This is a genomic window from Sulfurimonas marina (assembly GCF_014905095.1).
In the GTDB taxonomy this organism is placed as follows: Bacteria; Campylobacterota; Campylobacteria; order Campylobacterales; family Sulfurimonadaceae; genus Sulfurimonas; species Sulfurimonas marina.
In genome coordinates, this window is record NZ_CP041165.1 from 1,618,833 (window position 1) to 1,640,735 (window position 21,903).

At 36.6% G+C, this 21,903-nt stretch carries 22 protein-coding genes; 10 read left to right on the top strand and 12 right to left on the bottom strand.

Annotation, left to right across the window (positions count from 1 at the left end):
• Positions 1-103 precede the first annotated feature (103 nt).
• The 3 genes from FJR03_RS08270 (at position 104) to FJR03_RS08280 (ending at position 2,975) form a co-directional block, all read left to right on the top strand.
• Entirely contained in the window at positions 104-1,924 is a 1,821-nt protein-coding gene (locus FJR03_RS08270) for a 7TM diverse intracellular signaling domain-containing protein (protein WP_193113045.1), read from the top strand.
• A gap of 2 nt (positions 1,925-1,926) precedes the next feature.
• A complete protein-coding gene (locus tag FJR03_RS08275; RefSeq protein WP_193113046.1) occupies positions 1,927-2,613 on the top strand; it encodes a response regulator in 687 nt (228 codons plus the stop codon).
• Between the two features lie 143 nt (positions 2,614-2,756).
• Positions 2,757-2,975: a cold-shock protein gene (locus tag FJR03_RS08280; protein WP_193113047.1), complete on the top strand. Its 219-nt coding sequence runs from the start codon at positions 2,757-2,759 to the stop codon at positions 2,973-2,975.
• A 28-nt stretch (positions 2,976-3,003) separates the two neighbouring features.
• Here FJR03_RS08280 and FJR03_RS08285 read toward each other — a convergent pair whose 3' ends face one another.
• Both FJR03_RS08285 and pta read right to left on the bottom strand, forming a co-directional pair.
• The gene (locus tag FJR03_RS08285) at positions 3,004-4,044 is read right to left on the bottom strand and encodes an acetate kinase (protein ID WP_193113048.1); all 1,041 of its coding nucleotides are present in this window, start codon (positions 4,042-4,044) and stop codon (positions 3,004-3,006) included.
• Positions 4,025-6,118 carry a phosphate acetyltransferase gene (gene pta / locus FJR03_RS08290; RefSeq protein WP_193113049.1) on the bottom strand — a complete coding sequence of 698 codons (2,094 nt, stop codon included), beginning with the start codon at positions 6,116-6,118 and terminating at the stop codon, positions 4,025-4,027. The genes FJR03_RS08285 and pta overlap by 20 nt, the downstream gene beginning before the upstream one ends.
• A gap of 156 nt (positions 6,119-6,274) precedes the next feature.
• Between pta and FJR03_RS08295 the strand changes: the two genes are divergently transcribed.
• Positions 6,275-6,709 carry a YchJ family protein gene (locus tag FJR03_RS08295; RefSeq protein WP_193113050.1) on the top strand — a complete coding sequence of 145 codons (435 nt, stop codon included), beginning with the start codon at positions 6,275-6,277 and terminating at the stop codon, positions 6,707-6,709.
• Positions 6,710-6,715: 6 nt separating this feature from the next.
• Here the strand turns inward: FJR03_RS08295 and FJR03_RS08300 are convergent, their stop codons facing one another.
• Entirely contained in the window at positions 6,716-7,132 is a 417-nt protein-coding gene (locus FJR03_RS08300) for a GNAT family N-acetyltransferase (protein ID WP_193113051.1), read from the bottom strand.
• 52 nt (positions 7,133-7,184) lie between these two features.
• Here FJR03_RS08300 and FJR03_RS08305 point away from each other — a divergent pair, with 52 nt between their 5' ends.
• Genes FJR03_RS08305 through FJR03_RS08320 form a run of 4 tightly spaced genes read left to right on the top strand, consistent with a single transcriptional unit; the run spans position 7,185 to position 10,152 of the window.
• Positions 7,185-7,322 carry a lipoprotein gene (locus FJR03_RS08305; RefSeq protein WP_193113052.1) on the top strand — a complete coding sequence of 46 codons (138 nt, stop codon included), beginning with the start codon at positions 7,185-7,187 and terminating at the stop codon, positions 7,320-7,322.
• Between the two features lie 25 nt (positions 7,323-7,347).
• Entirely contained in the window at positions 7,348-8,952 is a 1,605-nt protein-coding gene (locus tag FJR03_RS08310) for an ABC-F family ATP-binding cassette domain-containing protein (RefSeq protein ID WP_193113053.1), read from the top strand.
• Complete coding sequence (locus tag FJR03_RS08315) at positions 8,952-9,809, top strand: DUF5718 family protein (protein ID WP_226962107.1); 858 nt, start codon at positions 8,952-8,954, stop codon at positions 9,807-9,809. Before FJR03_RS08310 ends, FJR03_RS08315 begins: the two co-directional genes overlap by 1 nt.
• Before the next feature lies 1 nt (position 9,810).
• A complete protein-coding gene (locus FJR03_RS08320; protein ID WP_193113054.1) occupies positions 9,811-10,152 on the top strand; it encodes a translation initiation factor in 342 nt (113 codons plus the stop codon).
• Here FJR03_RS08320 and FJR03_RS08325 read toward each other — a convergent pair.
• Positions 10,149-11,828 (bottom strand): Na/Pi cotransporter family protein, encoded by a 1,680-nt coding sequence (locus FJR03_RS08325; RefSeq protein ID WP_193113055.1) that lies wholly within the window; start codon positions 11,826-11,828, stop codon positions 10,149-10,151. The two genes, FJR03_RS08320 and FJR03_RS08325, sit on opposite strands and share 4 nt — an antisense overlap.
• A 2-nt stretch (positions 11,829-11,830) precedes the next feature.
• Positions 11,831-13,072: a diguanylate cyclase gene (locus FJR03_RS08330; protein WP_193113056.1), complete on the bottom strand. Its 1,242-nt coding sequence runs from the start codon at positions 13,070-13,072 to the stop codon at positions 11,831-11,833.
• An 87-nt stretch (positions 13,073-13,159) separates the two neighbouring features.
• On the opposite strand from FJR03_RS08330, the gene FJR03_RS08335 reads away from it, so the two are divergent.
• Together FJR03_RS08335 and FJR03_RS08340 are read left to right on the top strand one after the other, a co-directional pair.
• A complete protein-coding gene (locus FJR03_RS08335) occupies positions 13,160-13,594 on the top strand; it encodes a hypothetical protein (protein WP_193113057.1) in 435 nt (144 codons plus the stop codon).
• Between the two features lie 28 nt (positions 13,595-13,622).
• Positions 13,623-14,321, top strand: coding sequence for a DUF4386 domain-containing protein (locus FJR03_RS08340; protein WP_193113058.1), 699 nt, complete (start codon positions 13,623-13,625; stop codon positions 14,319-14,321).
• Here the strand turns inward: FJR03_RS08340 and FJR03_RS08345 are convergent.
• From FJR03_RS08345 to FJR03_RS08375, 7 genes are read right to left on the bottom strand one after another with little or no spacing between them, the layout of a single operon-like run.
• Positions 14,311-15,588 (bottom strand): aminopeptidase P N-terminal domain-containing protein, encoded by a 1,278-nt coding sequence (locus FJR03_RS08345; protein ID WP_193113059.1) that lies wholly within the window; start codon positions 15,586-15,588, stop codon positions 14,311-14,313. The genes FJR03_RS08340 and FJR03_RS08345 overlap by 11 nt on opposite strands.
• Entirely contained in the window at positions 15,585-16,178 is a 594-nt protein-coding gene (locus FJR03_RS08350) for an ABC-type transport auxiliary lipoprotein family protein (RefSeq protein WP_193113060.1), read from the bottom strand. Before FJR03_RS08350 ends, FJR03_RS08345 begins: the two co-directional genes overlap by 4 nt.
• Before the next feature lies 1 nt (position 16,179).
• The gene (locus tag FJR03_RS08355; RefSeq protein WP_226962108.1) at positions 16,180-17,121 is read right to left on the bottom strand and encodes an MlaD family protein; all 942 of its coding nucleotides are present in this window, start codon (positions 17,119-17,121) and stop codon (positions 16,180-16,182) included.
• Entirely contained in the window at positions 17,118-17,852 is a 735-nt protein-coding gene (locus FJR03_RS08360; RefSeq protein WP_193113061.1) for an ABC transporter ATP-binding protein, read from the bottom strand. The genes FJR03_RS08355 and FJR03_RS08360 overlap by 4 nt, the downstream gene beginning before the upstream one ends.
• Positions 17,852-18,970, bottom strand: coding sequence for an ABC transporter permease (locus tag FJR03_RS08365; protein ID WP_193113062.1), 1,119 nt, complete (start codon positions 18,968-18,970; stop codon positions 17,852-17,854). The genes FJR03_RS08360 and FJR03_RS08365 overlap by 1 nt, the downstream gene beginning before the upstream one ends.
• A gap of 11 nt (positions 18,971-18,981) precedes the next feature.
• Positions 18,982-19,476: a chemotaxis protein CheW gene (locus FJR03_RS08370; protein ID WP_193113063.1), complete on the bottom strand. Its 495-nt coding sequence runs from the start codon at positions 19,474-19,476 to the stop codon at positions 18,982-18,984.
• A complete protein-coding gene (locus tag FJR03_RS08375; RefSeq protein ID WP_193113064.1) occupies positions 19,476-21,893 on the bottom strand; it encodes a hybrid sensor histidine kinase/response regulator in 2,418 nt (805 codons plus the stop codon). Before FJR03_RS08375 ends, FJR03_RS08370 begins: the two co-directional genes overlap by 1 nt.
• Positions 21,894-21,903 lie beyond the last annotated feature (10 nt).

A 21,903-nucleotide genomic window follows, 5' to 3' on the forward strand; every position in this document is an offset into this window, starting at 1 on the left:
TTTCTCCCTTTTTTAGATTAAAATCTATTGTGTAGTATACTAACCCTATGTCACATTTATCGTCACATTTTTGTTATTTTTTGAAAAATGTTAAGATCTGCTTATGAACGTAACATTAAAACTACTTATTATTCTTCTTTTTAGTTTATCGCTTAGTGCATATGATATAGACGATACAACATCAAATGTTTCATTACTTGAACACAGTTCTATTTTTCTCGATCATACAAACAGTCTTGAAAAAGAAGAAGTTCTAACTAAAAAGTTTCAAATAAATAATCAGAAGGTAATTAACCTTGGTATAGTTCCAGATACTGCTCTTTGGATCAAGTTTACTCTCAAAAACAAGACAGATAAACCACTAACAAAAATCATAGAATATGCTAATTCAGAAACCGAAGATCTCCTGTTTATTGACGGTGATAAAACTATTAAAGATGGGATGTTTCATCATAGGGATTCAAGAGACTCTCTCAATCCTACTTTTGAAATCACCTTGCAACCTTTTGAAGAGAAAACATACTTCATTAAGGGGCATTGTAAAATTTCAACATTTGTAGCAAAAATTATTTTATGGAATAAAACTGATTTTGTAGAGCATAGCTATACACAGAAGTTCTATATGATTACTTTTTTTACAATCATTGTAACTCTTTTGCTTTACAACCTTATGCTCTTCATCTTTACCAGAGATATAGTTTACTTGTACTATATCCTATATCTCACAGCAGTAATTTTCTTTGAGTCAATCTATCTCGGAGTTGCTCAGCTCTACCTTTTTTCCAATGCTATTTCAGAGTTTGTCACAAAAGCGACGATGTGCTACATTGTTATACTTGTTTTACCGATGCTCCTTTTTACGATGGAATTTTTACATACAGAAAGATTTAAAAAGACACATCTATTTTTAAAAACTTATCTCTATGGGCTTCCTATTATTGCTCTATTGAGTTTTGATAATTTTTTATTTGATCTAAATGTAATGTTAATTTTTTTCCCGTTAGGATTTTTAATGGTATTGTCAGGATTCTATGCTCTAAAAAATGGGACAAAAGAAGCATCTATCTACCTTATAGGGTGGACATTCGTAATCATCTCTCTCATCTTCTCGGTCATACAGTCTCTAGGTGGTTATAATATATTTGAACACTTCAGATATATAAACGAAGTTGCCTTTTCACTAGAAGCCTTTACCTTCTCAATAGCACTTGCTTATCGTATAAGACGTTTACATCTTCAAAAAGACACCCTTAACCAAAAACTTATAGAGTTGCAACAAGATGAACAAAAACGTCTTCAAACACTTGTAGAGAAACAGACTCATGATCTCAAAACCTCTTTGGAGGAAAAAGACCTACTCTATAAAGAGTTGCAACACCGAGTAAAAAACAATCTTGCAATGGTAATTTCACTTTTACAATTGCAGATCCATAAGACAACTGTTAAAAGTACTAAAAATGAACTTACTGTTACTTGTAATAGAATCAACTCTTTTGCAAAACTCTATGAACTTTTGCACTTATCAGATGATCATTCCATGATCAATACAGAACTATATTTTCAAAACATTATCAAGAATATCAAGATACATTTTAAACTCCATGTAAATATTCTTTACGACATTAAATACAATATACCAGTAAAGGACTCTATCTATTGCGGATTGATTTTAAATGAACTTATTACAAACTCCTTTAAATACGCTTTTAACAATGAAGGGACAATTCTTGTACGTACCTACAAAAAAGATCACTATATTTACATGTCTGTAGAAGATAATGGTAAAGGGTACGATCTAAAGAAAACTCCGTCACTTGGATTGACGATAGTAGATACATTAACTCAAAAGCAACTCCGTGGTACAATAGATGTACAAGTAGATAACGGAACAAAAACAATAATTAAGTGGAAAGAGGAAAGTTAAATATGAAAGGTTTAAACATTCTTATCATCGAGGATGAAAGTATTCTTGCTTTAAACTTATCTCTCCAACTCAAAGAAGCGGGGTTTCATGTTGTTGATAATGCCACAAATTTTGAAGATGCTTTTTCACTATTAAAACAACACAGTGAAATTAACCTGCTCATTATGGATATACATCTCAATGATAAAATAGACGGTGTTGACTTCTATAAACAACTTAACGAAAAAATTCCAGTCATTTACCTCACAGCCTATACAGATGATCAGACTATCAATAAAGCGATAGAGACTCAGCCTTTAGGCTATTTGGCAAAGCCTCTAAATGAAAGAGAGCTTTTTGCTTTACTGAAACTTGCGGCTTTAAAAAGAAAACCTCTACAAACATCAAAAGAAAATCTTTTAACACTTCCAAACAACTATATTTTTGATCGAGAGCACGATATACTGACCCATAATGGTCAACGGGTAAAAATAAATGGGAAAAAACTTCAACTTTTAAAACTACTTATTGAAGCAAAAGGGGAATATATTCCATTTGAGATAATAGAAGATGAACTTTATAAAGACAATCCTCCTAGTGAATCTTCTCTAAGAACATTGGTTTACAGACTCCGTTCTCAGCTTGGATATGATTTCATTGAGACACAACGAGCATATGGAATTCGACTCTCTATGCAAAATTCATCATAAATTCTAAATTTTTTAGATACAATGCATATTTAAGTGAAAGATGAGGATACATTTCATCTTTAGTGTGATTTTGCTCTACCCGTGTGAACCAACCTAAAGACTCTCCAATATTTTGACACGAAATTTTTAAACAAGGTTGCTTTATGGCAGAATTAGTAAACGGATCAGTTAAATGGTTCAACGAGGAAAAAGGTTATGGTTTCATTCAACAAGACAATGGTGGTAGTGATGTATTTGTACACTTCCGTCAAGTAAACAATCCAAATGGTGGTAGAGTTTCTCTTCAAGAGGGGCAAAAAGTTACTTTCGAAATCGGTGAGGGACAAAAAGGTCCTCAAGCTGAGAACGTAACAGCTGTATAATCTTTATACAAAGTAGGGAAATTTTTCCCTACACCTTCTTTACAATCTGATAACATTCACGAGCTATCTCAAGCTCTTCATCTGTTTTTATTACAAAACTTTTTAAATTTTTCAATATTGCTTTATCTAAGATCTTATCCCGTATCACTTGAGAATTTTCACCTATACCGCCGCTAAAGACAATAGCATCCACCTCTGTGTCAAGCAACATGAAATAAGCCCCTATATACTTATGGATTCGTCTCACCATCATTTTAATCGCAAGTTTTGCACGCTCATCATTACGCTCTAAAATTGTCCGAATATCATTCTCCCCGCAAACTCCAATCAGTCCCGACTTTTTATTTAAGATGGTATCTACTTCCTCAACACTCAAATTTAGAGACTTTTGCATATATAATACGATCTCCGCATCAAGATCACCGCTGCGACTCCCCATCATTAAACCCTCTAGTGGAGTAAATCCCATAGAGATATCTACACTTTTACCGTTTTGAATAGCACAAATACTCTCACCGTTTCCTAGGTGGAGTGAGATAAGGCTTGTCTTTTCAGGTTCTTTGTTTAAAAGTTTTGCAGCCTCTTTTAAAAGATAACTATGCGAAGTACCGTGAAAGCCGTAACGTCTGATATGATTTTTTTCATACATCTCATACGGCAGTGCATACATATAGGCCTCTTTTTGCAAACTAGAGTGAAATGCGGTATCAAACACTGCTACTTGAGGAATATTTGGAGCAAACTTTTGCATCACCTCTATCCCCTCCAAGTTTGCAGGATTGTGAAGAGGTGCTAAAGGGATAAGCTCTCGGATCGTTCTAATCACTTCATTATCAATTAAAACCGTACTATGAAACTTCTCACCGCCGTGAACAACCCTGTGTCCGATTACATCTATCTCACTAAAGTCGATCGCCAATGCCTCTAATGCCTGATGGTGATCTTTTATATCTGAATGCTCTTCACCTATATGCTCAACAAGTTTTTCCTCTAAAACTGTTCCTTGGGGAAATTTTAAGAGTTTAAACTTTAAAGAGGAACTCCCAGAGTTAACAACTGCTATTTTCATTTTGCCCCGCTTGTATCGCCGTTATTGCGATCGTATTTACTATATCAGCTACCAAACACCCGCGGCTTAGATCATTTACAGGCTTTTTAAGACCTTGGATAATCGGTCCAATAGCTACCGCCCCGCTACTTCTTTGCACCGCTTTATAGGTGTTATTCCCGGTATTTAGATCAGGGAAGATAAACACACTCGCCTCCCCTGCTACTTTCGAGTTTGGAAGTTTTTTTCGTGCTACATCTTTATTAATTGCGGCATCGTATTGAATAGGCCCTTCTACAAACAGATCAGGGGCTTTCTCTTTTACCAGTTTTGTAGCCTCTTTTACTTTGTCTACATCTTCACCCCAGCCGCTATTGCCCGTTGAATATGAGAGCATTGCCACTTTCGGTTCAATATCGAAAAGTTTTGCCGTTTTTGCAGAAGCGATTGCGATGTCGGCTAAATTTTTACTGTCTGGTTCCTGGTTGATCGCACAATCACCATAGACTAAAACTTTTGTTTCAAAACACATCAAAAAAACCGAAGAGACGATAGAGATCTCTTTTGCTGTTTTTATGATCTGTAGTGCCGGTCGCATAGTATCGGCTGTTGAATGGACTGCACCGCTAACCATCCCATCGGCGATCCCGCATTCAACCATCATAGTTGCAAAATAGTTTGCATGGATCATCGCATCTCTTGAAGCTTGAAGTGTTAACCCTTTTTCTTTTCTCATCTCATAAAACTTTTCTACAAAACCATCCAAGAGTTCAGAATCTCTATGATCGATAATCTGTGCTTTTGAGAGGTCAAGCCCAAGCCTTAAATATCTATGTCGCACCTCATCTTTATCTCCAAGCAAGATAATATCTGCAACATCCCGGCGAAGTATGATCTCAGCTGCACGTAGTACCCTTTCATCTTCACTCTCCGGCAGTACTATTGTTTTTTTATCTGCACGTGCCATTGCAAAAAGTTTATACTCAAACATCTGCGGTGTCATAATATCACTAAAACTATGCGATATCTTCTCCTCGATCAGCTCAACATCTACGCTTTTATAAAACTCACCCAACGCTAGAGCAATTTTACGCTCTGAATTAACCCGTACACGCGGATGAAGCTTAATAATGTTTTTCGCAGTATTATAACTATCTGTTTCAACTGAGAGAATAGGAACCTTAAAACTTTTCAAACCGTCAATCAGTTTTTCTATATTTGGATGGATCGACATATTAAATGGAAATACTATCCCGCTGATATTTGGATATGCCGATGAATGAAGTGCCCCTAGAAGCCCAAGTATAATATCTGAACGATCTGCAGGAACGATAATGAGGTCATCCTCTTGAATATGCTCTAAAAAATTATCTAAAGAGAGTGCTGCAACACGCACCTCTTTAAAAGTTCTATTGTAATCATGCTCTGATACAAACACCTCTTTTGCATCCAAACCTTCGATCAAGTCCTCAATTGTTGAGAGGCTGAGTTCAGAGTTCTCCTCAACTATAAAAGTGGTATAGTCACTCTTTTGTAAAAGTGATTTTAACTCCTGTGACTTCTCTTTAGAGACTCGGTTAATGAAAGTTGCAAAATGGTTAGAAGCTAAGCTTATATGCTCATTTTCAATTAAAAGGTCTTCATAAACATCTTTTACCTCTTTATCTTTTGCCCCGATAATATTGATATACCCTGAACCGAAATTTTTAGCAAGTTCCATATTAAGATCATACGCTATCGTAGCACTTAAAGCATCTCTGTTAATCCCCTCACAAAGAACAAAGTCATAACTTTTCTCTAACTCTTTAAACTTCTCAATCAGTTGGTTAAGTAACTCTTTCTCTTTTTTTTGCGAGAGCATCTCTTCCACATATGAGATAGGAAAACCGATACACTGCTCATACTTCATATCTAGTTTATAGCGTTCAAGTATAAACTGAGTGTTATAGTCTTCACAGTTTTGATCGTAGATTACAGGTCTGAAAAAGGCTACTCGATGTAGCTTACGTTTTAAAAGTTCCATCATACCCATTGAGATAAACAGGGAACCTACATTTTTTTCATTTGAAGCTATATAGAGTGATTTTATTTGCATTCCGCTCTCCCACGCGCTCACTAGTTTGACGAAAGTCTTTAAAGAAATTTTCGTAGGGCTCAGACCAACGGGAGGATTTGTCCCGAAGAAAACTACTTTAAAGACGCTCTTTCAAAACGCTATTATTGTATAATTCTATCTAAAAACGGAAAATTTATGTGTATATGTGGAAATGAAAAAGATTTTAGTGAATGTTGTGAGCCGATAATTACAAAACAAAAAATCCCTGCGACTGCCGAAGAGTTGATGAGAAGCCGTTACTCTGCCTATGTTCAAGCAAATGGTGAGTACCTTGTTTACTCTGCCGTAAAAGAGAACCAGTTTAATGAAGATGTCGCTTTGATCGAAGAGTTTTCAAACTCTGTAGAGTGGTTAAAACTTGATGTTTTAGATGTAACACCCACAACGGTAGAGTTTAAAGCTTACTACCGCGATCAAAATGGGATCCAAGTACTGCATGAAAAAAGTAACTTTATCCAAGAGGACGGGATCTGGAAATATAAAGACGGAGAGCTTTATAACTCTAAAGTGGAACGTAATGAAAACTGTCCGTGCGGAAGCGGAAAAAAATATAAAAAGTGTTGCGCGTAGACAAAGTTAAATAGGTTTTACAAACACAAAACTTTTTTTCGAAAAACCGTTTTTCTCGTAAAAACGGTGTGCATCTTCCTTTTCTATTCCGCTGGAGAGTACAAGATTTTCACAAGCACCCATCTTTGCATAATCTTTTAGATAATCTAGCATCATCACCCCGTAACCCTGCGATCGAAACGCTTCGTCGGTTACAAGTTCATATACAAAAAGATGACGTCTGTGATATAGATTTGTACTTACAGCCACCCCTGCATAGGTGATAAGTTTATCTCTTTCAAAGATACCGATCATCGTATAATTAATATCACGCATCTCATAGATTAAGTCCTCAAACTCTTTATAATCCAAGGAGACTCGCAGTTGGCCGACAACTTCCCATGCCGTATCTAATTCTTTTAGTGTAAGTTCACGTATTTGCATTGGGGTATTTTACACTATTTTGATATAATTGCGAAAAATTTAAAGGCAAACTATGAAACATATCATTTTTTCTATCCTTACACTTTTTCTTTTATCCGGATGCTCGGCAAAAGAGTTCAATGAAGGTGTAAATAGTATTACAAACGATGTTAGCAATGCTTTTAATGGTTCAAAAGACAATTCAAACTAAACTCCAACGAATAGGCAATTAAATAATGGTAACTGTACAAAATCTTACAATGAGATACGGAAATAGAGTTCTATTTCAAGACATCAATCTAAAACTGGACCGTAATAAACGTTACGGACTTATCGGTGCTAACGGTGCCGGAAAAACAACTTTTCTAAAAATTTTATCTGGACAAATCAACGAGTATGAAGGGGAAGTGATCATCCCTAAATCAAATAAAGTGGGTGTTCTTGGGCAAAACCAGTATGCATTTGAAGATTACACTATTATGGATGCTGTTTTATACGGTAACAAAAGACTTTACGATGCGATCAAAGAAAAAGAAGAGATCTACATGACGGGTGACTTTGAAGACGATGCAGTAAATAATCGTCTTGCAGAGTTAGAAACTATCTGTGTAGAGGAAGATCCAACGTATGAATACGATGTAAATATCGCTAAAATCTTAGAAAATGTTGGTATCCCTGCTGAACAGCACAACGAACTTATGTCTACACTTGATAATGCCGATAAATTCAAAGTTCTTCTTGCACAAGTTTTATACCCGAAACCTGATGTTTTATTCCTAGATGAGCCTACGAATAACCTTGACATCGAGACTATCAGCTGGTTAGAGCATGAGCTTCAGCGTCACGAAGGTACTATGGTTGTAATTTCACACGATAGACACTTCTTAAATGCAGTTGTAACGAATATCTTAGATGTTGACTTCCAAAAGATCCGTGAATTTACCGGTAACTATGATGACTGGTACATTGCAGCAAACGTTTTAGCAAAACAGATGGAACTTGATAATGCAAAAAAACAAAAAGAGAAAGAGCAGCTTGAAGCTTTCGTTCGCCGTTTCTCTGCAAATGCTTCAAAAGCAAAACAAGCAACATCAAGACAAAAACAACTTGAGAAACTTGAGATCGAGGATATTAAACCATCTTCACGTCGTGACCCTTCTATCGTTTTCAAAGCAAAACGTGTAATGGGTGATGAAGCACTAAACGTAATCGACGTATCTCACTCTTACGGAGACAACGAAGTACTTAGAAACGTATCTTTTAAAGTAAATCCAGGTGAGAAAATCGCACTTATCGGTGGAAACGGTGTGGGTAAAACTACACTTATGAAGATCCTAATGGAAGAGATGAAACCAAGTACTAGCGGTGAGATCCAATGGGGTGCTACAATTGAGAACTCGTACTTCCCGCAAGATACTGCAGATATCATTGAAGGTGACGGAACACTTTACGACTGGTTACGTGCATTTGATCCAAAACGTGACATCGCTGAGATCAGAAACTGTCTTGGACGTATGCTTTTTAACGGTGAACAGCAAGAGAAATCTGTAGTATCTATCTCAGGTGGGGAAAAACACCGTATGATGCTTTCAAAAATGATGCTAGAGGGTGGAAACTTCTTACTACTCGATGAGCCTACCAACCACCTTGACCTTGAAGCGATCGTAGCACTTGGTGAAGCACTACACGAATTTAACGGAAACGTTATCTGTGTATCTCATGACCGTGAGTTACTTGATGCATTTGCTACTCGTATTATCGAGCTTCACGATGATGGTACATATACTGACTTTGAAGGTACTTACGAAGAGTTTGCTGCAATGAAAGAGGCTCAGAAATAATGGAGTATAAAGAGTTTTTAGGTTTAGGTATTGCCGGAAACTTTGCTCTTCACCTTGCACAAGCAGGTGAACTCGAAGACTTCAAAGATGTAATCACAGAAGATGAAGCAGCTCCAAAAGGGATGTTTCCTTTCTACCTTCCTTGTGATAAAACTGCATCTGAGAGTTTAAACTATAAACCGAAAGAGATGCTCTACACATACCCTCTATCAAGTGACACAATTACTCTTCCAAAAGAGGATGTAAATGTTCAAGCTGAACCTGAGGTTGGACTTGTTTGTGAGTTAGAATATGAGGGTGATGCGATCAAATCGATCACACCTACACACTTTGGTGCATATAATGACTGCTCTATCCGTGTAGCGGGTGCTTCAAAGATAAGTGACAAAAAAAACTGGGGTGCTAACTCTAAAGGTGTAAGCGATAACCTTTTTGCAATTGATAAATTTGCCGAGGGTGGTATTATGGATAACTTCTCAATTGCTAGTTTTTTAAGACGTGATGGTGAAGTGCATGCTTACGGTGAAGATGTAGAACTAAACGGCTACAGCTACTTTTACTCAAAGTTAACTGACTGGATCAAAAACCAGATCAATACACAAAAAGAGTTTGGTCCATTAGAGCCTATCAAAGAGTACATCAATGCTTGTGGTAATCCTACAAAACTACTTGTGAGTATCGGTGCTACGCGTTATACAGAGTATGGTGAGACTACATTTTTAAAACCTGAGGATGAAGTTGTAGTAGTTGTATACAACAACACTAAGCTCTCCGCTGTAGAAGTTGTGGAAGCTGTAAAAAACAACAAGTACGATCCTGCAATTATGAGCGTGTTAGCTGAAAAAGTGACACAATAAAATGTCAAGAGGAAAAAAGTTAGACCTTTTCATCGGTGCAGATATCGATGATGGCTGGTCTGAGGTACAAGAGAAGAAAAACACTTCTAAAAAGGGAGTGCTGGAACCTCAAAAACACCAACTTTTTTTCTCTAAAGAGAAACGCCGCGGAAAAGTCGTTACTTTGGTCGGTGAATTCCAGCTGGATAAATCTGCATCTGCCGAACTTCTTAAAAAACTGAAGAAAAAGCTCGGCTGCGGCGGAGCTTTTAAAGATGGATTTATGGAGTTTCAAGGGGAGTTAAAAGAGAAACTTCGTCCCCTCTTAGTAGACGCGGGGTATAACTTTAAACCAAAACACTAACTCTCTTGTGCCTCGGTTTGCTCCTCCTCTTTCACCTCAATCTCAAATACAAGTTCTAGAACTTTTGCAGCATCAATAAATGAGTTAATTGCGAGCAGAACTGAACGGTTAGAGTTTAGAAAAGCAACAACCATTTTTTCATCAAGCCCCTCTTTCTCAAAATTTCTTGTAACTTTATTGACAAAACTTTTATTCTCTTTGAGAATCTCCTCATGATTTCTCATAATAGTTTCGTGTGATATCTCCTTATTTTCAAATAATAGGGCATTTTGAATCGCTTTAATCAGATTCTCTCTGATCAAATTAAAATAGTAAAGTGTCTTTTGATCATCACTTTGTGTAAACTGGTCAATATTATGCTTTATATCTTTTATGGTTCTTGCACCATATACAGACTCTCTTAAAGAGCTATAAAGTGTGTCTAAAGCGCCTGTTTGTTTTTCAGTAAGTACAAGTTCACTGATTTTATTAAGATACTTTATTGTTTCAAACTCTATGATTTTAAGCTTTTCATATTTACTATTGTAATCATAGTCATACTCTTGCGTCGCATCATTAATTATCTGATAAGCTGTTTTATCAGTTTTAAGTACCTCACTCGGTTTTACATTAATAAGAAAGAATGTGAACTTAATACATTTCATAAAAAGGTGTGCGATCTCATTTCTCGTTGCGATCAAAGCACTCTCTGCTACACTTGGCTCTACCATATGAATATATTTTGTTGCAACCTCATGTCGAACAATAAAAAGCTTATTTAAAAAGTTTGCTATTTTATCTATAAAAGGGCTTAACAGTAATACCCCTAACACATTAAAGATCGTATGAAAGAGTGCGAGTGCAGTTACAGGATCATTTTTAAACTGGAGAATATCTAAGATAAAATAACTGAGTTGCGATAAAAATATAAAAGCGATAATAGCCGTGATAATATTAAAAAGAAGATGTGCTGCAGCTACCCGTTTTTTAAAGGAGACACCACCGATAGCACCGAGTATTGCCGTTGCCGTTGTCCCTATATTTGTCCCTATTGCCATAGCTGCCGCCATCTCAAATGTAAGGATGTTGGTACTTAAAGCACTCAAAATAATAGCCGTTGCCGCCGAACTGGACTGAATAAGTGCAGTGATCACCATTCCTAATGCTAAAAATGCAATAAGAGGGAAGCTTTTATATGAGGCAAGATCAATCCCTACAGCAAATCCTTCAATAGCCGTTTTTAAGATATCCAGACCCATAAATAAGAGTCCGAATCCGACAAAGATTTTAGCAGTTGCTATCAATTTATAATGTCGTGCAAACATCAGGACAATCCCGCCAACTCCTATCATAGGTAAGGCAAACACCTCTATCTTTACTTTAAACCCTAAAATTGCCACCAGCCAAGCTGTTGCTGTTGTCCCCATATTTGCACCAAATATAATCCCTATCGCACCCTCTAAACTTATAAGTGATGCACTTACAAAAGAGAGTGTCATCAGTGTGACTACAGAGGAACTTTGTAAAAGTGCAGTAGCAATACCACCCGTAAAAATAGCTTTTATATTTGTCTGGGTAGAGTGTTTTAGCCATCTTTTAAATTTGATTCCCGCAAACTCTTTGAGGGCTAACTCCATATATCCCATACCAAAAAGGAACATTCCAAGTCCGCTAAGTGCTACTATAATATCATACATCTTTACGCGCTAACCACTTTCATTAAACTTACATCTGTCGTGATCTGGTATCCGTCACGCCCATTCTCTTTTGCCTTATAAAGCATCTCATCTGCACGAGAGATCAAAACCTCATCATCTAAAGCTTCATCTGCTATACAACAAACTACTCCGATAGAAATAGTTACAAATTCATCTGCATCAGATTGCTCATGTTTTATTTCTCTCTGTTTTACTACCTGACATAATTTTCTTGCAAGATTTGCACTGTCAGACTCATTTGTCTCACTAAACAAGACTCCAAACTCTTCACCGCCGAGACGAAATACATAATCACTCGGACGTCTGAGTGTATCTTTTAAAACCTTAGCGACACTTTTAAGTGCATAATCTCCTTCAACATGTCCGTATGTATCATTATACTGTTTAAAAAAATCAATATCCAGCATCATAAATGTAATGTAGTTCTTATGTCTTTTTGCACGTTTGAGCTCACGCTCATAGATATGATTAAAATATCTTCTGTTGTATAAGTTTGTCAAACTATCGGTAAAAGATGCATTTTCAAGTTTTTTATTTACCTGTTTTAACTTTTTTGCGATTGCGTGAAGTTTTGTATGGTCCTCTTGAATACTTCTAAAAACATACATAGTAATAAGCAGTACAGCTAAGATCACAATAACAAGAGTAAGCCCGATATTAAAGGCTATATCTTCATACTTGTTAAGAAATTTTTTGCGTTCAAACTGAGCGACTTCAATCTCGTAATTGATAAGTTTTTTAATTATTGAATGAAGGTTAGATACCTTTTCTTCAACTCTGTTTAGTGCAATATTCTCCGGCTTTCCACCTTTTTTTAAATACTCCAATGTTGTTTTAAAGGCCCTGTTAGCGCTTCTTAGTTCCATATCTACATATTCAATATAGTCGAGTTCTTCGGTATGTTTGTAATGTTGCGAATAGCTCTTCCATTTTTGCTCTATATGCTCTAATGATTTTTCAAGCTCTCGCATTGTTTGTGAGCGAGATATCTCTGCTCTGCTCACTTTATGAAGAGGGGCTGATATTCCGCCGTGATATGTTTGTACAATCTCATGCAGTTCAGTAACGGGGACTAATGAACCAAAATATAAAGAGTCCACATTTCTTTTCATGGCACTAATATAACTAGCACCTACGATTCCCACAAATATTAGTCCTATCGTGATAAAAACGAAAAGAAAAAACAGTTTGCTTTTAAGTTTCAAAGCTTCTATAAATTTCACTGTGGCTCCTTATCATCTAGAGCTAAATATTAAGCATATTTTGTGCCATTAAATATTATAATTTACAAAAAATAAGAAGATAAAACTATGGAAGCAAAATCAATAAGAGCAGATAAATATTTAGATACTTTTGAGATTCAAGAACACTTAAAAAATGTAGAGTATATCATTATGGCGACACCTGCCCCTGAGAAATACAGAGCTACACCTATTCATTTCACAATCTTTTTAAATACACCCGAAGCACTACCGGATGAAGTAAAACAACCTGTATTAGATAAGTTTTGCAGTGACTATAAGATCACAAATCCGACAGAAGTATTGAGCCAGTTAACAGCAGTAGGGTTTGCAATATCGAACGCACAGGATACACCAATGCCAATGCCACTGTTTAAACAACAAGACAGAGCAAGTGTGCCTCATACACCTATGCATGTTATAGACTTTTTAGCAGATTCAAATGAGTTTGCCGAAGCAAAAATCAAAAACCTAACTGGATGGAGTTACTCTTACAATTCATAAACTCTTGTAGTTAGTTCTTGGAGTTCACATGGCACAAACAACAGACTATATAAAACTCTCAAAAATAGCTGGAGTTTTATATCTTATAATAATTATCTGTGGCATATCGAGTGAGCTGTTTGTAAGAGCTCCTATAATCGACTATGAAAGTTCTGTATCGACTCTCAAAAACATAACAACATCTTTACCACTCTACCATTTAGGCTTTGTACTCGACTTAGTGATGCTCTTAAGTGATGTGGCATTAGCCGTTATCTTCTATAAACTGTTTCAACCCGTAAATCAACTCTTATCTTTAAATGCTTTAGTGTATAGAGTTGTACATGCTATCATAGTAACTATTGCTCTCTTATTTTCCTATTTTGCCTCTGTTATAGTACTTAACAATGCACTACCAATAACACAGACAACTTATTTAATGAGGCTTTTTTTGGATATTCATTCATACGGTTATGATTTAGGTTTGATATTTTTTTCGGTATCAAATGGGATTATCGGAGTTCTTATTCTGCGTTCATTCAATTTGCCGAAGATACTCGGCTATGGACTTATTTTAGCTTCACTTGTATATCTAGCAGGCAGTTTTATCCACTTCTTATTTCCAGCGTTCCTCTCTTTTATCGAAGTAGCATACTTAATCCCTTTCATCGCAGAGACAAGTTTTGCTCTTTGGCTCCTTTTTCTAAACGAGAGATACCAAAAAAATTTTCAGACACTTAACGATTAAGTGTCTCTATCTCTTCGATCTCTTTTTTAACATCTTTTGAGAGGTTCTCATATCCCGTTTTTGTTACTAAGATATCATCCTCTATTCTTATCCCTATTCCACGATATTTTTTTGGAATTTTCGTATCCTCTTTAGGCAAATATATGCCGGGTTCTATCGTTAAAACCATTCCCGCTTTGAGTGGTATCTCTTTATTGTTTTTATCTTTATATGGATTTTGATCGTGTACATCAAGTCCCATATAGTGCCCTATTCCGTGTGGAAAATATTTTTTATGAGCTTTGTCTTTGAGGAGCTTTTTCACACTCCCTTTTAAGATACCGAGTTTAACCATCCCCTCACACAACATTTTTTCAGCTTCATTTTGCAATTCGCTTCGAAGGAGTGTCGGCTTGATCATAGATATAATTTTTTTCTCAACATCCAGGACCATCTGATACAACTCTTTTTGCGGTTTTGTAAACTTACCGCTTACAGGGATTGTTCTAGTTATATCACTTGAATAGTACTCATATTCACACCCTGCATCTATTAAGATCAGATCACCTTTGTTTAAAGGTTGGTCATTATTTATATAGTGCAGAGTATTGGCATTATCCCCTGAAGCTACGATCGAAGTATATGCATCGCTGTAGGCACCATTTTTTTTGAAGATATATTCCATTTCCGCCTGAAGCTCATACTCAAAAGAGCATCTGCTACTCATCTTCATCGCTTTGTGGTGTGCTTGCTTTGTAATTGAGAGTGCTTTTCTTATAAGTCCAATTTCAGCTGCTGACTTTATCAATCTCATCTCTTCTGCAATCTTTGCGGCATCTTTAACATCTCTGATCGTATTTGAGAGTTTTTTATATTTTTTAATACACTCAGCTTCGATTTTAAAATCATAATACAAAGTATTTTTTGCAGTTGCGAACTCTTTGAGTTTTCCATCAAGCTGATCTATCTCAAACACATCATCAACACTGAAAATCTCTTTAGCTTTTTTAGCTCCCAGTCGTTTTCCTGTCCAAAGTTCAAGAGTCGGATCTTTTTTCATAACAAAAAGATAGGTTTTTGCCTCCTCTTGCTCTTTGACAAAGACCAAGACACTGTTGTCCTCTTTAAAACCTGTTAAATAATAAAAATTACTATCTTGTCTATATGGAAATTCCGTATCGTTTGAACGCACTTTTTGTTCAGCCGATGTCACTATTGCCAAAGAATTTTTTTCTAGTTTCTTTCCAAATCTTTCTCTTCTTTTTCTATACTCTTTCTCTTGAATCATCTATCACTTCCACTTAACCAAACAACTGTATCTTCCAAAACTTTTCCTAATAAAATATTGAGTGCTTCCACACCACCCTCGGCATCAGCCGTTTTCGTTTTCATAACTTTATAAAAACTCTTCGAAGCTATTAGCTTCCCGCTTTTTCTCTCTACAAGATTAAAAGAGATATCTATCTTCGCTTCAGAGCTATCTTCAGCTGCATTAAACGACTGAATAAACTCATTGATACTCATCTCTAGAACTAAGTCACCTTTTTTAGAAGACTTATATCCATACACACCGTCAAATAATCCCGCTTCATCCAAGACATTTACAAGTTTATTTGCAATAACCCTATTTGGAGTATCTGCCCAAGCTGACTGTGTATATGAGTACTCTTTATAACGCCCCACACTATAACGCATAGTTGTAGAACTTAAAGATACATTTGAAAATACGGGTGAGATTTTTATAGAGTGTTTTTTACATCTGTTTTGATCTACTGGAAGTTCAACTTCAGGATCGATTCTATAGTCTGTCATTGAAGGGTATGTTACACTACATCCACTCAGTAAAAAAACCGTTATAGCTAAAAGAACTATTCTCATTTTATCTCTCCCCCGGAGCTTTTTTTATCTCTTCACGTTTAAATATAATATCTGATGGACTTCTATCATATTGTTTTAAAGAGTTATCTAACTGTATCATCGTCTCTTGTAACTGCAGTAAAGCATTGTTCATATTTGGAACAACTTCTGAAGATATCTCTTTAAAATTAAAATCTCCGCTTGCAAGAGCCTTTTTAAACTCTGTCATCGTACCGTCAATTTTGTTATAGCTATGCTTGATAGAATATAATGCTTTAGAAACATTGTCTTCCCATTTAACCGTATGATCTGCAAGCCCTTCAATCTTCTGGATTGCTATATCCAAGTTTTTCATAGCACTTTGAAAATTGGCTATTGTTTTTTCATCTAACGCATCACCTATTTTATCAATAGTTCGTGTAGTTGATGATACCAGTTTCATAAACTTCTCTTGATTTTCATCTTTTAAAAGTTTCTCTGTTTGAAACAAGGTTGCCGTCATATGTTCCGATACATTTCCCCATGACTTTTGAAGGTTTTGGAAAATTGAGGGTGCTGTAGCTATCACATGGTAATCATCACCGTCAATCTCCACTATCTTTCTCTCATATTCATTACCAACAGTCAAGTTTACATATGTCAGCCCTGTAATACCTTGTGCCGTGAGTACTGCAACTATATTGTCTTTGATTGGAGTATCTTTTAAAATAGCCACCTGAACCTCTACCTGTTCAGAGTTATGTGGATTAATTCGAAGATTGGAGACTTTTCCGACACTAATGCCGCGAAACTTTACAGGGGCGTCCAGATTCAAACCAAACACCGATTCATTAAAATAGATCACGTAACGTTTTATCTCATCTTCATGGGAAGGTTTTAGCATCCAGTACGAAAAACTCGCCAACGTGATAAAAGCAAGTAAGACAACAAAACCAATAAGTGTATAGTTTACTTTATTGTTCATAGTTTCTCTTTAAAAAATGTTTTTACAAATTGGTTCTCAACAGAGTCCATCTCATCAAGAGAACCTTCAAAAGCAATTTTCTTATTATCAATTATAGCTATTTTATCTAAAGTATCGTAAATTGAACGCAAATCGTGAGAAACCATTACAATAGTCAGGTTTAACATCTTTCTTAAATCCAAGATCAAATTGTCAAACTCCCTTGCCGAAACCGGGTCAAGTCCACTTGTAGGCTCGTCTAGAAACAGCAGCTTCGGATCAAGTGCGAGTGCACGTGCAAGACCAGCTTTTTTCCTCATTCCTCCGCTTATTTGCGAGGGATAAAGTTCACCGTCTTCAGGCTTTAAGCCAACAAGCCTTATCTTAAAACGTACAATATCATCTATCATCTTTTTAGATAACGATGTATATTCAACAAGAGGCAGTGCTATATTTTCCGCTACAGTTAAAGAGGAGAAGAGCGCACCGAATTGAAACAAAACACCCCACTGACGTTTTAGTGCAAGTATCTCTTTGGATGAGAGATTTTCTATCTTTTTACCCAGAACCTCAATAGAACCGTTATGAAACTCCTGTAACATCACTATCTCACGCAGCAGGGTTGTCTTTCCGCATCCACTGGGACCTACTATACCGTAGATCTCCCCCTCATTCACACTTAAGTTGATACCGTAATGAACAATCTTTTCACCAAAAACAGTTGTAAGATCTTTTACTTCAATCAACTTCATTATATCCCCAGATTTGTAAAAGCTATAGAGAATATAGCATCACATACAATTACTGCAAAAATCGCCTCTACAACACTCTTTGTAGTATTAAACCCTATACTTTGCGTATCATCTTTTACGATCAGACCTCTATAGATTGCAATTGAAGCTATTAAAAAGGCAAAGAATGGTCCCTTAAAAATTCCGACAAAAAAATGTTTCGCAGCGATCACTTCATGAAACCTCTCTAAAAAAAGTTCCATTGTAATTTTAAGGTCCAGACTCGCAACAAGCACACCGCCGAGCATCCCCATCATATCCGCAACAAAAATAAGCAGCGGCATAGCTATACTCAAAGCTATAATACGGGGCAAAACTAAAAATGCAAAAGGCTCAAACCCCATAGTTCTCATAGCATCGATCTCTTGAGTTATCTTCATAGCACCAATTTGTGCCGTGTATGCCGATCCACTACGTCCCGCTATAACTATTGCCGTAATTAAAGGGGCTAGTTCTCTTAAAATAGAGATTCCCAGCATATCGACTATAAATATATTTCCACCATATATCTTTAGCTGGTATGCCGCCTGATATGCAACAACAAGCCCGACAAGAAAGCTTGTCAGTGCGATAATCATCACTGCTTTTACACCGCTTTCATTGATCTCAAAAAATATCTCTTTATAGCGAATCTTATGAGGTTTTTTCAGATACAACATAAATGATACGAACACTTTTCCTAAAAAACTTACAAAATTTAAAAGAGAGGTATAGTAATGATAGCCTCGTTTCCCGAGACGTTCATAAACTGTTGTTTTTCTAGGGGTGAACTCTTTTTTTATCTCAAGGCGTTTTGATTTCACCAAGTTTAAAGTAGCTTGTATTGTCTCATTTTGTAGTTGTAGCTGATAAGAGGTATTTTGATTTTCTAATTTTTGCAGAATCTGATCGATAAAAAGTGCTACTGCACTATCAATATAATCTAAATGGAGTAGATCAAAATCTACTTGAGTAAACTTTGAAAGGTCCAACCTATCTATTTTCTTTTCAAGGTTAGAGAGGTTATATACAGTAAGTTCTCCTAAAAACTTTAGTAGTAACTTACTGCCATGGAGTTCAACCTGTAGAGAAGTTTCCATCAAATGTAACTTTAAAAATCTCTCTCTAATAGCTTGTTTACTTTTAAAAGAGTAATAATTTTATCTTCTTGTTTTCCAACACCGTCGATGATAGTCTCTTCATCATTGATAGTATCTGGTGCCGGTCCTATGTTCTCTTTTTTAATGCGTATTGCCATTGTTAATCTGTCAATTACAAATCCTGCTACATCATCACCGTAACGCATTACGATAAAACGTGTATCTTCTCCATGCTTTTTAGCTGGAAGACCAAACTTTGTACGTAGGTCTATTAAAGGGATTACCGCACCGCGGAGATTAAATACACCCAGTACGTACTTAGGAACTTGAGGAACTCTCGTCCAAGTAAATGGCTTAATAATCTCTTGGATCGATAATATAGGCACCGCGTACTCTTCATCACCTATCATAAAGCCAACCAACTGTACAACATCATCAAGTTGCCCAACAACGTTATCTTGTTGTTGAGACTGTTTATTTAGAATATCTTTTAGTTTATCAGCCATTATAAGAACTCCGATTTAAAGTTAATGTTTCTTTGTACTACGCTTGCTAGGTAGTCAGAAGAGTAAGGTTTTGTAATATACTCAACCATTCCAGACTCAACACCGCGCATACGATCAGATTTACCAGTACGTGATGTTACCGCGATCAGTGGTAAGTTTTTATATCTATTGTACTTTTTGATCTCGCTTGCTAAAGAGTATCCGTCCATTCTAGGCATCTCGATATCAACAAGCATAGCATCAAAGTTATGATCACCCGATTTTAAGATGTTAAGTGCTTCTTGTCCATCAGCAGCTTCTACAAGAGTGATACCCATCGGCTCTAATGCTTTTCTCATAATAGCTCTATCTGTTTTTGAATCATCCACAATCATAACAGTATAGTCACTTGCAGAGTTTTTCTCATTTGCCGCACTTCCCGCTTGAGCTGCTTCAGTTAAAGCCGTAGCCTTTACATCTTTAGCCATCTCCATAAGTGCTACAACATCAACGATAAGTGTAACGCCACCGTCACCTCTAATTGTAGCTCCAGCAATTCCGTCAATACCTTTGAGGTACTCTCCAAGAGATTTAATAACGATCTCCTCTTGCCCTACTAAAGTATCTACGATAAGTCCAAGCTTACTTGTTCCAAGTCCTAAAACAACAACATAAGCGTGTTCGCTGCTGTCTAAAATTCTCTCAACTTCGAAAATATCACCGATGTGAACAAGCGATAAAACATCGTCACGAAGTCTCATAACGCTTTTACCCTCAACCGTATAGATCTCATCAGTCGAAATTCTAACAGTCTCTAAAACCGAAGCTAGTGGAATCGCATAATGTTCTTCTTGAACACCAACTAATAGTGCTTGAATAATAGCAAGTGTTAAAGGGATCTTTAACTTCATTGAAGTCCCTTTTCCGATCTCGCTGTCTATATCGATAATACCGTTGAGTTTTTCGATGTTTGTTTTTACAACATCCATACCAACTCCACGACCCGATACATTCGTTACCTGCGCAGCTGTTGAGAAACCAGGTTTAAAGATAAGCCCAAAAGCCTCTTTATCGCTCATAGTCTCAGCTTCTTTTTCTGTTATGATCCCTTTTTCAAGCGATTTTGCTTTTAACATTTCAGCATCGAGACCTTTACCGTCATCATCAATTTGAATAACGATCTGATTCCCTTCATTGTACGCTTTTAACATAATCGTACCAGTTTCCTCTTTCCCTTTTGCAACACGATCAGCAGGTGCTTCAATACCGTGGTCACAAGAGTTACGGATAATGTGTACTAATGGATCCCCTATCTCTTCAACGATAGATTTATCAAGCTCTGTATCTTCACCAGAAATTACAAGTTCTATCTTTTTGTTTAGTTCACGAGATAAGTCACGAATCATTCTCGGGAACTTGTTAAACACTTTTCCAACAGGAAGCATACGTGTTTTCATAACAGCGATCTGTAAGTCAGTTGTTACAAGAGATACGATAGATACAACTTGGTTAAGCTCCTCTAAGAACTCTTCACCTTCATAACGCTCTTCAACATCGTCGTTAATCTTAATAAGTCTGTTTTTCGCAAGTACAAGTTCACCGATAAGGTTCATCAAGTGGTCAAGTCTTTTAACATCTACACGAATAGTCTGCTCAACTGCAGCAGGTGCTTTTCTAGCAGGTGCAGCTGCTTTTGGTTCTGAATCTCCACCGCTAGAAGCGGCTGCTTTTGGAGGTGTTGGAGCTGTCGGAGGCGGTGGCGGAGGAGGAGTTTCCTCTTTTGGCTCCTCTGCAAACTCTTCATCAGGTTGTGCATCCGGCTCTAGAGAAGGAACACTTTCACCCGCAGCAATTTTTGCTTCACGTTTTTTCTTATCCTCTTCTTGACGCTGATTTAAAAGTCTCTCGATCTCAGCTTCAACCTCTTCCGGTGACATATTTTCATAATCGAGCTCATCTTCGTCATCGTCTGATGTTGTCTCTTCAACCTCTTCCACCTCTTGAGGTGCTTCTTGTGCTGGAGCTTCTGCTACAGGAGTCTCTACTTCTCCCGTACCGCCGCTTACTTTATCAAGTCTTGAAACACATGCAGAAACATCAATTCCTCCGTCTTCACTTGTATCACGGATCTGCTCAAGCAGTTGTTTCATTAAATCAACTGACTCTAAAATAACATCCATAATATCAGGAGTAATTACAAGTTCGCCGTGTCTTGCTTTGTTTAGAACATCTTCCATATGGTGAGTAAGATGTGTCAAAATATCGAAATTTAAGAAAGAAGATGCACCTTTAACAGTATGTGCTACACGGAAAATTCCGTTTAAAAGGTCTAAGTCTTCAGGATTAGATTCTAACTCAACCAAATCCTCATCTAACTTTTCAACAAGTTCAAACGACTCGACTAAAAAGTCTTGCAGTATCTCTTGAAATTCATCCATATTTTATACT